The 14914-nt window shown below is 64.8% G+C and carries 10 protein-coding genes and 1 pseudogene; 2 read left to right on the top strand and 9 right to left on the bottom strand.

Features of this window, described 5'->3' with window-relative positions; translation table 11 throughout:
- On the bottom strand, positions 1–960 hold the full coding sequence (locus ACQPXH_RS24120) for an ABC transporter substrate-binding protein (RefSeq protein WP_433598768.1): 960 nt from the start codon (positions 958–960) through the stop codon (positions 1–3).
- 228 nt (positions 961–1188) lie between these two features.
- Here ACQPXH_RS24120 and ACQPXH_RS24115 point away from each other — a divergent pair, with 228 nt between their 5' ends.
- Positions 1189–2259, top strand: coding sequence for a LacI family DNA-binding transcriptional regulator (locus ACQPXH_RS24115; RefSeq protein ID WP_433598767.1), 1071 nt, complete (start codon positions 1189–1191; stop codon positions 2257–2259).
- Positions 2260–2302: 43 nt separating this feature from the next.
- Here the strand turns inward: ACQPXH_RS24115 and mmsB are convergent, their stop codons facing one another.
- The 7 genes from mmsB to ACQPXH_RS24080 all read right to left on the bottom strand — a co-directional run bounded on the left by mmsB (position 2303) and on the right by ACQPXH_RS24080 (position 12219).
- The gene (mmsB, locus tag ACQPXH_RS24110) at positions 2303–3619 is read right to left on the bottom strand and encodes a multiple monosaccharide ABC transporter permease (protein WP_433598766.1); all 1317 of its coding nucleotides are present in this window, start codon (positions 3617–3619) and stop codon (positions 2303–2305) included.
- Entirely contained in the window at positions 3616–5169 is a 1554-nt protein-coding gene (gene mmsA, locus ACQPXH_RS24105) for a multiple monosaccharide ABC transporter ATP-binding protein (RefSeq protein ID WP_433598765.1), read from the bottom strand. Before mmsA ends, mmsB begins: the two co-directional genes overlap by 4 nt.
- A 97-nt stretch (positions 5170–5266) precedes the next feature.
- Positions 5267–6361, bottom strand: a complete 1095-nt coding sequence (gene chvE / locus ACQPXH_RS24100; RefSeq protein WP_433598764.1) for a multiple monosaccharide ABC transporter substrate-binding protein — start codon at positions 6359–6361, stop codon at positions 5267–5269.
- Between the two features lie 16 nt (positions 6362–6377).
- Positions 6378–7772, bottom strand: coding sequence for an L-fucose/L-arabinose isomerase family protein (locus ACQPXH_RS24095; RefSeq protein WP_433598763.1), 1395 nt, complete (start codon positions 7770–7772; stop codon positions 6378–6380).
- A gap of 32 nt (positions 7773–7804) precedes the next feature.
- A complete protein-coding gene (locus ACQPXH_RS24090) occupies positions 7805–8500 on the bottom strand; it encodes an L-ribulose-5-phosphate 4-epimerase (protein WP_433598762.1) in 696 nt (231 codons plus the stop codon).
- Positions 8497–10167 carry a ribulokinase gene (gene araB / locus ACQPXH_RS24085; RefSeq protein ID WP_433598761.1) on the bottom strand — a complete coding sequence of 557 codons (1671 nt, stop codon included), beginning with the start codon at positions 10165–10167 and terminating at the stop codon, positions 8497–8499. The genes ACQPXH_RS24090 and araB overlap by 4 nt, the downstream gene beginning before the upstream one ends.
- A gap of 576 nt (positions 10168–10743) precedes the next feature.
- Positions 10744–12219, bottom strand: a complete 1476-nt coding sequence (locus tag ACQPXH_RS24080) for a glyceraldehyde-3-phosphate dehydrogenase (RefSeq protein WP_433598760.1) — start codon at positions 12217–12219, stop codon at positions 10744–10746.
- Positions 12220–12523: 304 nt separating this feature from the next.
- Here ACQPXH_RS24080 and ACQPXH_RS24075 point away from each other — a divergent pair, with 304 nt between their 5' ends.
- Positions 12524–14332 (top strand): serine/threonine-protein kinase PknD, encoded by a 1809-nt coding sequence (locus tag ACQPXH_RS24075; protein ID WP_433598759.1) that lies wholly within the window; start codon positions 12524–12526, stop codon positions 14330–14332.
- 170 nt (positions 14333–14502) lie between these two features.
- Here ACQPXH_RS24075 and ACQPXH_RS24070 read toward each other — a convergent pair.
- A pseudogene (locus ACQPXH_RS24070) lies at positions 14503–14903 on the bottom strand (alcohol dehydrogenase catalytic domain-containing protein); the annotation flags it as partial.
- Positions 14904–14914 lie beyond the last annotated feature (11 nt).

The raw sequence follows: 14914 nt of genomic DNA, 5'->3' as shown, positions 1-14914 counted from the left end.
TCAGTACGTCCGGGTGGGCAGCGCGGCGGCGGCCTGGTCCTGGGTGTAGACGCCTTCGTCGGTGACGATCCGCTTGGGCGTCGGGTGACCCGCCACGACCTCCTTGGTGATCTCCATCAGCTTCGGGCCGAGCAGCGGATTGCATTCGACGACCACATTGATCTTGCCGTCGGCCATGGCCTGGAAGGCATCTCGGGTCCCGTCGATCGAGATGATCTTGATGTCCTTACCCGGCTTCAGCCCGGCCTCCTCGATCGCCTGGATCGCACCGAGCGCCATATCGTCGTTGTGCGCGTACAGCACGTTGATATCCCGGTGCGCGGCCAGGAATGCCTGCATCACCTCTTTGCCCTTGGCGCGGGTGAACTCCGCGGTCTGCGATGCGATGATCTTGAACTTCGGGTCGGCTCCGATGACCTCCTGGAAACCCTTCTTCCGATCCGTCGCGGGCGCGGATCCGGTGGTGCCCTGCAACTCAGCGATATTCACGGGGTCGTTCGAGTTCTTGGTCGCGTCGACCAGCCAATTCGCCGCCCTGCGTCCCTCTTCGACGAAATCCGAGCCGAGAAAGGTCACATAGAGCGAGGTGTCGGCCGAGTCGACCGCGCGATCGGTGAGGATCACCGGAATCTTGGCGTCCTTTGCCTCCTTCAGGACGGTATCCCATCCGGATGCGACGACGGGGGAGAAGGCGATGACGTCCACGCGCTGCTGGATGAAGGTGCGGATCGCCTTGATCTGGTTTTCCTGTTTCTGTTGGGCGTCAGCGAATTTCAGCTGTATTCCGGCGGCGGCCGCGGCGTCCTGGATGGATTTCGTATTCGCGGTGCGCCAACCGCTTTCGGCGCCTACCTGGGAGAACCCGAGTACGGTCTGGTCGCTTCCCGAGCTGCCGCAGCCGGCGGCCGTTGCTGCGGTGAGGACAAGTGCGCTGGCGGTAATCAGAAGCCTCTTCAACACGATCAGGCTCTCCCTTGAATTGTGAAACGTGTTGCACCGAGGTGCGATAGTCCTGTTAGTGTTAGCGCTCACATTCCTCTAGTCAAGAGCTCTCGCGGCCGTAATCCGGTGGCGACGACTGGATATAGGTTGCCGAGGTCAGCGCGGTGGTTCAGGGGCCGCGGTGTGGCCACCGGCCGTGTGAGCGTTAACCTGGGGGAACCGGGACGACGCTTTGGAAGGTGGGATGTGAGGGACAGGGACGGATTTGCCGCCGGGGATACCTCAACGGCGGTTCGACCGACGGGTGCGCGCCCGGCGGTAATGACCGATGTCGCCAAACTCGCCGGAGTCTCCCATCAGACCGTGTCGCGGGTGCTCAACGGCAGTGCGAACGTGCGCCCGGAGACCCGCGAGCGGGTATTGCGGGCCGTCGAACAGCTCGGCTACCGCCCCAACGCCATGGCCAGGGGGCTGGTCAGCAGGCGCTCGAATATGCTCGGCGTGGTCAGTTTCGACACCATTCTGTACGGCCCGGCATGCACCCTGCTCGGCATCGAACGTGCCGCTCGCACAGCGGGTTACGGTGTCAACATCTTCGCGCTGGAGACGGTGGACCGTTCCAGCGTGCTGGCGGCCGCGAACAGTCTGGCCGATCAGGGTGTGGATGGAATCATCGTCATCGCGCCGCAGATGGCCGCCGCCGCGGCACTGCACAACCTGCCCGAACGCCTGCTGGCCGTCGCGGTCGAGGCCGGTCAGGACAGTGGCTTGCCGTCGGTTTCGGTGGATCAGGTCGAGGGCGCCCGGCTGGCGGTGCAACATTTGCTCGATCTGGGGCATCGCACAGTATGGCAGGTCGCCGGACCCAGTGACTGGCTGGAGGCACGCGACCGCATCGAGGGCTGGCGACGCACGCTGGAGGCCGCGGGCGCGCCGATCCCTCCGGTGATCGGCGGGGATTGGAGTGCCCGCTCCGGCTACGAAGCGGGCCTGCTGCTCGCCGCGCAGCCCGATGTGACCGCGGTATTCGCGGCCAATGACCAGATGGCGCTCGGCATGCTGCGCGCCTTCACCGAACGCGGTATCCGGGTGCCCGCGGATATCTCGGTGGTCGGTTTCGACGACATTCCGGAGGCCGCCTACCTTTCGCCACCGCTCACGACCGTCCGGCAGGACTTCGACGAAGTAGGCCGCCGCAGTATGCAGATGTTGTTGCGGCTCTTGGAATTCGACGGCACCACCGTCGAACCGGCATCGCCGTCGGTGGTGCCGACGCTGGTCACGCGCGACAGCACGGCGGCACCGGCCCAGCGGTAATGCCGACCATTTCGAGCGACCTGCAAGCAGTCGCTACGGAGCCTCAGGCCGCCGCGCGTTTCTTGTTATAGACGTCGAATGCTACTGCGGCCAGCAGCACCAGGCCCTTGATGACCAGCTGCCAGTCGCTGCCGATGCCGAGCATCGACATGCCGTTGTTCATCACGCCCATCACCAGCGCTCCGACGATCGCACCCACGACCGTGCCGATGCCACCGCTGGCCGACGCGCCGCCGACGAATGCCGCGGCAATGGCGTCGAGCTCGAAGTTCTGTCCCGCCTTCGGAGTGGCCGCACCGAGCCGGGCCGCGAAGATGACACCCGCCAGCGCCGCGAGCACGCCCATATTCACGAAAACCCAGAACGTATTTGCTTTGGTATTCACCCCGGACAGTTGTGCGGCCTTCTCATTGCCGCCGACGGCGTAGATCCGCCGCCCGATCACCGACCGGTTCATGACGAACGAATACAGCACGATCAGCACGATCAGGATGACGCCGATTATCGGAATCCCGTTGTAGGACGCCAATACGAAGCTGAATGCCAGGATGACCGCGCCGAGCGCCGCCAACTTCGCGATGAACAGCGAGCGTGGTCCGGCAGGCAGACCGTAGGAGTGGCGGCGCTGCCGCACCCGCCATTGCGACCACACCAGGGCAGCCACCGCGAGCACGCCGATGAGCAAGGTCAAACCGTTCAGCTCGCCGACGCGCAGCCGTATCGCGATTCCGTTGAACCCGGCGAACTGAACGGCATGCAGCGGCAACCAATTCGGAAGATATCCGGCCGCGATATTCACAAAGCCTTGCGGGAACGGCCCGATCGACTGGCCTTTGAGCACCAACTGCGCCAGACCACGGAACAGCAGCATGCCGCCGAGGGTGACGATGAATGCCGGAATTTTGACGTAGGCGATCCAATATCCTTGCCATGCACCGATGGCCGCGCCCATCGCGACGGCCGCCAGCACGACCAGCGGCCAAGGCCAGTGCCACTGCACGATGGCGATACCGGTCACCGCACCGACCAGCGCGCACAGTGATCCGACCGATAGGTCGATGTGCCCGTTGATGATCACCAGCATCATCCCGATGGCCAGCACCAGGATGTAGCCGTTCTGCAGGATGACATTCGTGACATTGAGCGGTGTCAACAGGCTGACGCCGTCGGAAAGCTTTGCCGTGGTGAGGATTTGGAACAGCAGTGTAATCACCACGAGCGCGACGATCATGCCGTACTGGCGCACATTGCCGCGCAGGGTGCGACGCAGCGCTGCGAGCGCGCCGACCTGTTTCTGCTCGACGGCCTTCGCAATGACCTCCGCGGAGTCGTCGTCTTCCAGTTTGTCCAGCAATGTCATTCGGGTGCCGCCTCGGCTGTGCCGGTGCCGCGTGTCATCAGTTTCATGACAGCCTCCTGTGTGGCTTCGTGTTTCGGAAGCTCCCCGGTAATGCGGCCCTGGCTCATCGCGTAGACGCGGTCACACAAGCCCAGTAGTTCCGGCAGTTCCGAGGAGATGATCAGCACGCCCTTCCCGGCGGCGGCGAGTTGGTGAACGATCAGGTAGATCTCGTATTTGGCGCCGACGTCGATACCGCGGGTCGGCTCGTCGAGGATCAGCAGATCGGGCTCGGTGAAGATCCATTTGCCGAGTACGACCTTCTGCTGATTTCCGCCGGAAAGGTTGCCGACCTTCTGGAATACCGTCGGCGTCTTCACCGTCAGCCGGGTGCGCAGGCGCTCGGCTTCGACGATCTCGCGGTGGGTGTCGATGACGGTGTACCGGGAGACAGCGGGAAGATTGGCCAGGGTCATATTGCGCCGGATGTCTTCATCGAGGATCAATCCGTATTGCTTACGGTCCTCCGAGACATAGGCGATCCCCGCGCCGATCGCATCGCGCACCGACGAAACTCGCAGTACCGCACCATCTTTGCGGATCATGCCGCGAATATTTCGGCCGTAGGACCGGCCGAAAACACTCATCGCCAATTCGGTGCGCCCGGCACCCATCAATCCGGCGATACCGACGATTTCACCGCGCCGTACGTTCAGCGCGGCGTCCCGGACGATCCGGCGATCGGCGATGGTCGGGTGATCGACGTTCCAATCGGCGATCTCGAAGAACACCTCGCCGATCTGCGGATCCGCCCGCGGCGGGAACCGGTGGTCGAGATCGCGCCCGACCATCCCCTTGATAATGCGGTCCTCGGTGACCTCCGCGGCCGCCGCGTCGAGGGTCTCGATCGTGCGGCCGTCGCGCAGCACGGTTATCGAATCGGCGACCTCGAGCACCTCGTTGAGCTTGTGCGAGATGAGGATCGAGGTAATGCCCTGTTCGCGCAGTTGCCGCAGCAGTGCGAGCAGGCTCGCGCTGTCGGTCTCGTTGAGTGCCGCGGTCGGTTCGTCGAGGATGAGCAATCGCACCTGTTCGGACAGCGCCTTCGCGATTTCGACGAGCTGCTGTTTACCGACACCCAAAGCGGCGACCAGGGTTTCGGGATCCTCGACGAGACCGACCTGCCGCATCAGCAGCATCGCCTGCCGATTGGTCTCGTGCCAGTCGACGGTCCAGCCGCGCAGCCGTTCATTGCCGAGGAAGATATTCTCCGCGATCGAAAGCTGCGGCACCAGCGCCAATTCCTGGTGGATGATCGCGATCCCCGCCGCCTCGCTACCGCGAATATCCTTGAACGCCACATCGGTACCGTCCATGCGAATCCGTCCGCTGTAGGAGCCGTGCGGGTAGACGCCGCTGACCACCTTCATGAGCGTCGATTTGCCCGCGCCGTTCTCACCGACCAGCGCGTGGATTTCGCCGTCGGCCACCGCGAAATCCACCGCGTCGAGCGCTTTCACACCCGGGAATTCCATGGTGATTCCGCGCATTTCGAGAATGTGTTCGGTCATGGGCTGTGTCCTTTTCTGCATGCCCGAGGGGCCCTCCGTGGTTGCGCAGGCTGCCTCCTCCGGGCCCTGACTCGGCCATGCGGGCATTCCCTGGTCGTCAGGCGAAGTCGCGCTCGGAGTAGTAGCCGGAGTCGATCAGCACCTTTCGGTAGTTGTCCTTATCGACCGAGACCGGCTGCAGCAGATACGACGGCACCTTCTTGGCGCCGTTGTCGTAGGAGGTGGTGTCGTTGGTTTCCGGGGTGCCGCTGGTCAAGATCGCATTGACCATCTGCACGGCGCGTTTGGCGAGGTCACGGGTGTCCTTGAAGACGGTCATGGTCTGCTCGCCCGCGATGATCGACTTCACCGACGCCTTCTCGGCATCCTGGCCGGTGACGACCGGCATCTTCTTATCGCCCCGGCCGTACCCGACCGCCTTGAGAGCGGAGACGATGCCGATACTGAGGCCGTCGTAGGGCGACAGCACGGCATCGATATTCGTGGTGGAGTAGTTGGCGCTGAGCAGGTTCTCCATCCGAGACTGGGCGGTGGCGCCGTCCCAGCGCAGCGTGGTCACCTGATCGATGGCGGTCTGCCCGGAGCGGACCACCAGCTTGCCGGAGTCGAGATAGGGCCGGATCACCGACATGGCGCCGTTGAAGAAGTAGTAGGTGTTGTTGTCGTCGGGGGAACCGGCGAACAGTTCGATCGAGAACGGGCCCTTGCCATCCCGCAGGCCGAGCCGGTCCACGATGTAATTCGCTTCCAGCACACCGACTTTGAAGTTGTCGAAGGTGGCGTAATAGTCGACATTCGCGGTGTCGCGGATGAGCCGATCGTAGGCGATCACCGCGATCTTGTTCGTCTTGGCCTGCTGCAATACGCCGGTGAGCGATTTGTTGTCGATCGCCGCGATCACCAATGCCTTGACGCCCCGGGTGATCATATTCTCGATCTGCGAAACCTGCGTTTCGATGACGTCCTCGGCGTACTGCAGATCGGTGTCGTAGCCGAGGTCCTTGAACTGCTTGACGATATTGTTGCCGTCGGCAACCCAGCGTTCGGAGGATTTCGTCGGCATGGCGATGCCGATCATGCCGCTGGCCGCGGACGAATTACCGCTGTCCTCGACGGAACACGCGGCGGCGGCCAACAGCGCGGCGACACCGGCGGCGCCGGCGAAGAGTCCGCGTCGGTTGATAGTGGGCATGGGCACAACTCCTTGACTAGACCTGGACGAACTCGATGCCGGCGAGCTGACAGAAGACCTGCCAGTCGGCGGCGTGGTGGCCGATATTCATGACCTGGTGATGCGGCCCGCCGACGGTGAGCCAGCCGTCCATGCAGGCCCGAACGCCGCTCGCGGGGCGGAACTGGCCGTAGGGCATCTCCAGCGCGGGCAGTTCCTGGCTGTCGAGCACGGTGCCCTCGGCCACCACCAGCCGGAACTTTTCGCCGCCGAGCGAAACCAGACAGGCCAGCGTCGCGGGCCCCGGCCGGTAGCGGAACAGGAAGGTCGGCGGCTCGTCGAGCTTGCCGATGCCGAGCTCGCGCCGGATCAGCCGGACCGGCTCATCGGTGCGCGCGATGCGCCAATTCCCTTCGCCCATATGGCTCATCAGGATCGAGTCGGAGGGGAAGTCCATCGCGTACATCTCGGTGAAATGGCCGTCGCCGATCAGCTGATGTCCCGCGTAGACCATGGCGGCGGCCATCGCATCGCCTTCGGCGCCATAGCCGTATCCCTTGGCCATCAGACTCGACGCCGCGGCCAGTGGCAGCCGCTGGAATCGGCCGTCCTCGCCGATCGCGTCGAAATGCGTCGAGTACGCACCGTAGCCGCGGTCGGTGAGAATGCGTTCGATGGCGATCTGCATCCGAGCGTGGTCTTCGCGTTCCGCACCGGTCAGTGCCGGATCGATCGCGAATTTCCGGTCCTCCCAAGCCATCAGCGCCGCCACATCGTCATCGGTCACCGCCTGGCTGCCGCGGTAGAGGTCGCCGGGTGCGACGAAGCTGATCTCCGGGCCGAGCGCCCGCAATAGCGCGTTCTCGTCGACGCGGATATCGCCCATATCGTTCATGGCGTAGCCGAATACACCGACCTTCAGCGATCGCCACGCGGTGACCGCGCGCGCGGCGCGTGCCCAACGATCAACGCGCACCGCGAATTCCGGTGTGCGCCAGTCGTCGGTCACGACAGTGAACGGACGGTCGGCGCGGACCATCGCATTCGCGGTGTCCTGGGCGCCGTGGATGCCCTGGTTATAGGTCATGTCCGCCATATCCCAGGCGGGGGTGACGGTCGGTTCGGGTTGAATATTGGCCAGTAGCACCGGAAGTCGGTTCTCGTTGAACAACCGGGCCACCCGCATCGCCGGGCCGTAGGTGAGCATCACCACCATGACGCCGTCGAGATCGGCATTGACGAATTCGCGCATGACCGCCTCGGCGTCACGCCGGTCCTTGACCGGGCGTCCGACGGTCCAGTCGGCGAGATCGGCGAGTTGTTCGGAGATATCGTGGGCGTAGCGGTCCTGGCGCTCGGCGATGCCCGGGATCATGTCGTCATAGAGGGCCTGCATGATGCCGAGTAGGCCGATGCGTGGTTTCGGGTTCATCGAGGACGTACTCCTTTGTCGGCGGCCGGAATTCAGTGCTGGCCGTATACGTTCTGGTAGCGGTCGTGCAGGCTGTCCACATCGGCCTGCGCGAGGGGGACCGGCTCACCGAGTTGGCGCGCGATATGCACGGTGCGAGCCACGTCCTCGCACATGACGGCCGCCTTGACCGCGGCGCGGGCGTCGGGCCCGACCGCGAAGACGCCGTGATTGCGCATCAGGACGGCGGGGGAGCGGTGGCCCGACAGCGTCGCGACCACACCCCGGCCGATATCGTCGTTGCCGATGAGCGCGAAAGGGCCGACCGGAATTTCGCCGCCGAACTCATCGGCCATCGCGGTCAGCGCACACGGAATCGGCTCCGCGCGTGCGGCCCACGCGCTCGCGTAGGTCGAGTGGGTATGCACCACACCGCCCACCTCGGGCATCGCCCGGTAGATGTAGGCGTGCGCGGCGGTATCGCTGGACGGCGACAGATCGCCTTCGACCAGTTTGCCGTCGAAATCGCAGACCACCATCGAATTCGGGGTGAGTTCGTCGTAGGACACCCCGCTCGGCTTGATGACCAGCAATTCCTCCCCGGGTACCCGGGCGGAGACATTGCCCGCGGTCCACACCACCAGCCCCCAGCGCAGTAGTTCTCGATGCAGATCGACCAGTTGCTCACGCAGGCCGGTAATGGCGGTTCGCTCAGCTGTGCCCGCTGTTCGCTCGCTACGTTCACTCATGCGGTCGCGACTTCCCATCGTGCGTCGTTACGGATGCGCCGCAGCCGGTGCAACACCTCGGTGCCGCCGCGGCCGAAATGGTCGTGCAGGGCTTGGTATTCGGCGTAAATGGCGTCGTAGGCGGCGGCGCGGTCGGGATCGGGGAGGTAGGCATTCCGGTGCACCTTGCCCATCGCCTCGGCGGCGGCACGGACATCCGGGTAGACCCCGGCGGCGACAGCGGCATGGATGGCCGAGCCGAGCGCAGGGCCCTGATCCGAACCGATGATCGACAGCGGTAACCGCGTCACATCGGCATAGATCTGCATCAGCAACGAGTTCTTCAGCAGGCCACCGGCGATCACGAGTTCGCGAACGGGAACGCCTGCGGCATTGAAGGTTTCGATGATGGTGCGGGTGCCGAAGGCGGTGGCCTCCAGCAATGCGCGGTAGATGTCCTCGGGTTTCGTCGCGAGGGTGAGGCCGACCAGGATCCCGGACAGGTCGTGGTCGACGAGCACCGAGCGGTTTCCGCTGTGCCAGTCCAGCGCGACCAGGCCGTGCTCGCCGACCCCCTGCCGCTGCGCCAACTCGCTCAGATAGGCGTGCGCATCCATGCCACCCGCGGCGGCCTCGGCGTGATAGCGCCCCGGCAGCGACGAGTCGACGAACCACGCGAAGATATCGCCGACCCCACTCTGCCCAGCCTCGTATCCCCAACTGCCACTGATGATTCCGCCATCCACCACCCCGCACATCCCAGGCACCTCGGCGAGGTGATCACTGTTCATGACATGACAGGTGGAGGTGCCCATCACCGCGAGCAGCTGCCCATTCTCGACAGCCTGCGCGGCGGGCGCGGTGACATGCGCGTCGACATTGCCGACCGCGACCGCGATCCCGGGCCGCAGCCCCGTCCATCCCGCTGCCCGCTCGGTCAGGCCACCGGCACGGCCTCCGAGCGGGGACAGCGGGTGGACCAGCTTGCCGACGGCGAAGTCGGCGAAGTCCGGATTCAGCGCAGCGAGGTAGTCGCGGCTGGGCCAATTCCCGTCCTGGTGAATTCCCTTGTAACCAGCCGTGCAAACGTTGCGTGTCTCTGTGCCGCACAGCTGCCAGACGATCCAGTCCGCCGCTTCGATGAAGCGCTCGGCGCGGGCATAGATCTCCGGATCCTCTTCCAACATCTGCAGCGCCTTGGCGAACTCCCATTCCGCCGAAATCTTGCCGCCGTACCGATTGATCCACGGCTCGGCCCGTTCGTCGGCGAGGGTGTTGATCCGATCCGCCTGCGCTTGTGCCGCATGGTGTTTCCACAACTTCGGGTACGCGTGCGGACACGCCGCGAACTCCGGCACCCGACACAACGGTGTTCCGTCAGCAAGCGTGGGCAGCACCGTACAAGCCGTGAAATCCGTAGCGATTCCGATGACGTCAGCCGGATCGACCCCCGATTCGATCAGCGCGTTAGGCACCGCCGTCCGCAACACATCGAGATAGTCCTCAGGATCCTGTAGCGCCCAATCCGGAGGAAGCTCAGCGCCGCTCGCCGGCAAATTCCGATCGATGACCCCGTGCCGGTATTCGGTTACCGCACTGGCGAACTCGGCCCCATCCCGCACCCTGACTACCACTGCCCGCCCGGACAACGTGCCGAAGTCGACACCGATCACATACCTGTCCGCCACTGTGACGCTCCTAACAATGTTAACGCAAACATTGTTAGCGCGAACATTTGCCCCGTGTCAAGGACTCAGCTGTCTAGTGCTTTGTTATCGCTCACGTCGAGCCGAGTCCGCGGCATCCATTCTTTGGCGATGGAGCACTCGCCGATGTGGCGGACCGGCTAGGTTGACGACACGACGATCGCGATCCTCGTCGAAGGGGCCCAGACCACCGCCGCGATCGCAGGGCAACCTGATGCCGCCGCCCATGGCCGCGCTACCGCGGCAACGCTTCTCGACGCCGCCTGCGGCACTTAGCCATCGAGTCTGCGCTGCTCTCCGGCCTGGCGAGTGAGCAAAGCCCAGGCTGCCGGGCCGGTGCCCTGGCCATGTCGTCGAATCCACGGACATGAACGGCCACGGTGAAACCTGCGAGAGATCCTTGCGCGGACCAAGTCGGGTAACGACCAGTGAACCGTCGGCGGATTCTGGCCGTTTGCGGTCGCCGGTCGCGGCGTGGGCGATCGCGAGCATCGGCGTGAGCCACGCCGATGCTCGCGGAAAACCGCTATGGCCGAACAGATTTCGGCCGAATGCGTGCTATCGTGCGGCGGCCGCGGGAACGACGGCGCGATCCTGCGCGCCCACCTGCGGGTAGGTCGGGTACTCGATGCCCGAGATGTACTGCACCGTCCGGACCACCTGGCACGAATAGCCGAATTCGTTGTCGTACCAGAGGTACAGGATCGCGGTGTCGCCGTCGATGATGGTGGCATTGGCGTCGACGATGGATGCCGCGCGGGATCCGATGAAATCGCTGGAGACCACATCGGTGGCCGCGGTGTAGTCGAGGTTGCGGCTCAGCGGTCCGGACAGCGATACCTGACGCAGGTACTCGAGCACCTCGCTCTTCGTGACCTCCCGTTCGAGCTGCAGGTTCAGAATCGCGACCGAAACGTCCGGCGTGGGAACGCGAATCGAGTTGCCGGTGATTTTGGCCTTGAAGTCCGGCATCGCCTTCGCGACCGCGGATGCGGCGCCGGTTTCGGTGAGCACGAGGTTGAATGGCGCGGAGCGACCCCGACGGTCGGCCTTGTGGAAGTTGTCCAGCAGGTTCTGATCGTTGGTGAACGAATGCACCGTCTCCACGTGACCGCGGACAATGCCGTACTCGTCATCCATCGCCTTGAGCGGCGGCACGATCGCGTTGGTCGTGCACGAAGCGCACGAGTAGATCTGCTCGGACAGATCGAGGTCGCGGTGGTTGACACCGTGCACGATATTCGGAACGTCACCCTTGCCCGGGGCGGTGAGCACGACCTTCGCGATGCCGGTCTGCAGGTGCTGCGACAGGCCCTGACGGTCACGCCACTTGCCGGTGTTGTCGATCAGGATCGCCTCGTCGATCCCGAACTCGGTGTAGTCGATCGTCGTCGGATCATCGCTGTAGATGAACTTGATGACATTGCCGTTGGCGATGATCGTGTCGTTCTCGGCATCGACCTTGATCGTTCCATTGAACTGGCCGTGCACCGAATCCCGCCGCAGCAGCGACGCCCGCTTGGCCAGATCACCCTCGCCGCCCTTGCGTACCACCACGGCCCGCAGGTTCAGCCCATTGCCGGACCCTACCTTCTCGATGAGCAGCCGAGCGACCAGACGACCGATCCGCCCGAAGCCGTACAGCACCACGTCCCGCGGACCCTGCGGCTCGGCCTTGTTGCCGTCGGTGACATCGGCCAACACTACGGCGGTGAACTCCGGAATCGACAGCCCGCGATCGTCGATGCGATAGGCCGTCACCAACCGGCCGAGGTCGATCTTGCAGGGCCCCAGATCCAACCCGCTGAGCACTTCGAGGAACGGCAGCGTCTCCTCGATCGACAGTTCCTCACCCTCGATCTGCCGCGCGAACCGGTGCGTCCGCAGAATGCTGATCACCGACTTGTTCACCAGCGACCGGCTGTGCAGGAGGATGGTCACCCCCTTCTCGCGATACAGCCTGCCAATGATCGGAATCATCGCCTCCGCCGAAGCCTCGTGAGCGTTCCAGCGGTCAAGATGGTCGGTAGTCAACACAAGCCCCTCGGCGTTCCTCGATCTGTACGAAGATCGATGCTATCCAGGGACTCGCTATCACAAGGCCCGACTCCCCCCTTGTGAGGTCGGGTCATGGCGCGCAAGCCGTTGGCTGTCGACCTCCTGAACTGGAACAGCCCGGCATCGCCCCGCTGCGCGCACGTGATTACCGACGATAGCGCTCGACTATCGAGCATCTGGGTTGCCTGAATCAACTAGTGTGGACCTACCTGCTCGCGGGCGCGGGTGGAATGCAAGCGAGTACGGCCGTTAGCCAGACAGGTAGTCACGGGACGGCACAATGAACGACACACCAGTAGGCGGCGGGAACACCGTCCGGGGGTCGGGGCCAGCGGAGGCATTCGGGCGCTATCGGCTGTTGTCACTGCTGGGTCAGGGCGGCATGGGCCAGGTATGGCGGGCGCATGATTCTCTCACCGACCGGGTGGTGGCGCTGAAACTGTTGCCTGAGCGCTTCGCCGATGACGAAGAGCTGCGCGAGCGGTTCCGCCGGGAGTGCCGGACGGTCGCACAGTTGACCGAACCGCATGTGATCCCCATCCACGACTTCGGCGACATCGACGGTCGGCTGTATCTGAATATGCGCCTGATCGAGGGCACCGACCTGCGCACGGTGATCACGCGAGAAGGGGCCATGCCGCCGCAGCGGGCAGTGGCGATCATCGCCCAGGTGGCCGGCGCGCTGCAGGCGGCCCACGACGCCGGGCTGGCGCACCGCGATGTCAAACCCTCCAACATCCTGCTGTGCGCCGATGATTTCGCTTACCTGATCGACTTCGGGATCGCCCACGCCGCCGACGACCGCACGCTGACCAAGACCGGCGAGACCCTCGGCACCTTCGCCTACATGGCGCCGGAGGCGATCAGCGCGGAGGCCAAGGTCGATGCCCGAGTGGACGTGTATGCGTTGGCGTGCGTGCTGGACGAGTGCCTGACCGGCCGACCTCCGTTTGCGAGCACATCGGGCATAGAGGGTGTGATCGCCCATCACCTGCGTACCCCGCCGCCCCGGCCCAGCACCACTACAGCCGATGTACCGGCTGCTTTCGATGCGGTCATTGCCAAGGGAATGGCCAAAAACCCCGACCATCGCTACCAGACCGTGCGCGAGCTGGCCGGGGCGGCACGCGCCGCGGTGGGCGATTCCGCGGTCGGCACCAGCGGGGGCGTAGTCGCGCGCCTTGGGCGGCGAATCAGATTGTCGCCCAAGGCCGCCGGACTGCTCGCCGTCGCGGCCGTGGTTGCGGTGCTGGCCGCGGTAGCGGTGATTGTCGGCGTCCAGCGGGAATCAGGCGGCGGTGGCAACTCGCCCACCCCTATCGCCCCGGCCTACTCGTCGCAGACTCCGTTGCCTTTCACCGGCGTCAGCCTGCCCACCGGCGTGGCGGCCGACGCCGCGGGCAACGTATACGTCACCGACATGGGTAACGATCGGGTGGTGAAATTGGCGGCGGGCGCGTCGACGCCGACCTCACTGCCGTTCACCGGCCTGAAGAATCCCCAAGGCGTGGCGGTCGATACGGCGGGGAACATCTTCGTCACCGACACGAGTAACGATCGGGTGATGAAATTGGCGGCGGGCGCGTCGACGCCGACCCCGCTGCCGTTCACCGGCCTGAAGAGTCCCCAGGGGGTGGCGGTCGACAGCGCGGGGGACGTATACATCGCCGACCAGGGTAATGATCGGGTGGTGATGTTGGCGGCGGGCGCATCGGCACCGACCACGCTGCCGTTCACGGAGCTCCAAGGTCCCCACGGTGTGGCGGTCGACACGGCGCGCAACGTGTACGTCACCGAATTGGGTACCGAGCGGGTGGTGATGTTGGCGGCGGGCGCGTCGGCACCGACCACGCTGCCGTTCACCGGGCTCAAAGACCCCCAGGGTGTGGCGGTCGACGCGTCGGGAGACGTGTACGTCGTCGACTGGGATAACAAATGGGTGGTGAGGCTGGCGGCCGGCGCGTCGACGCCGACCATGCTGCCGTTCTCCGGCCTGAAGAATCCCCAGGATATAGCGGTCGACACGGCCGACAACGTGTACGTCACCGACTTGGGCCCCAATCCGGTGGTGAAACTCCCGGTCGGCTGAACCGCCCAGACCGGCCGACACGATTCCAGCAGTGCCGCAATCGGTTGTGGGCGGGTTGTTCGGGCCGGCGCTTCCGGTGTCGATGAGCGGGCAGGTGGCGGAATGCCAGCGGGCTTCGCCGGTACCACGCCGGCCTCGACCGGCGAGCGTCAGTCCGTGGTCACTGATGATCGCCTGCCAAGCCGTCGGACCGGAGATCGGTAGCGCGGCTGCGGCGACGTGGTCGACCTCGGCGGGGAGCGGAGCCATGTTGCGGGCTTCCACGGCGGTGTACTCCGCGAGCGAACCGTTGCGGGCCCAGTCGGTCGGTCCGAAGACGTGCTGCCCCCACCCGTGAGACCAGTTGTGCCGTAGCCGAGTTCGACGACTACACCCGATAGCTCGTGGCCGGGGACGTTCGGGTGCGGTCGCGGCCGGCGCGGTCGGTCCACATCCCTGGCCAGTCCAGCTCGCCGCGGGTGAAACCGGCGGCGTGGACTTGCACGATGACGTCGTTCTCGGCGGCATGAGGGTGCGGCAGATCGGTCAGGGTCGATCCGCCGACGCCAGCTTCGCGGTCCCGGACTGCGATGGCTCGAAGCC

The sequence above is a fragment of the Nocardia sp. CA-135953 genome, from assembly GCF_050955735.1.
Classification (GTDB): domain Bacteria; phylum Actinomycetota; class Actinomycetes; order Mycobacteriales; family Mycobacteriaceae; genus Nocardia.
Note: the sequence above shows the minus strand (reverse complement) of the source record. Positions and strands in the feature narration are given on the sequence as shown.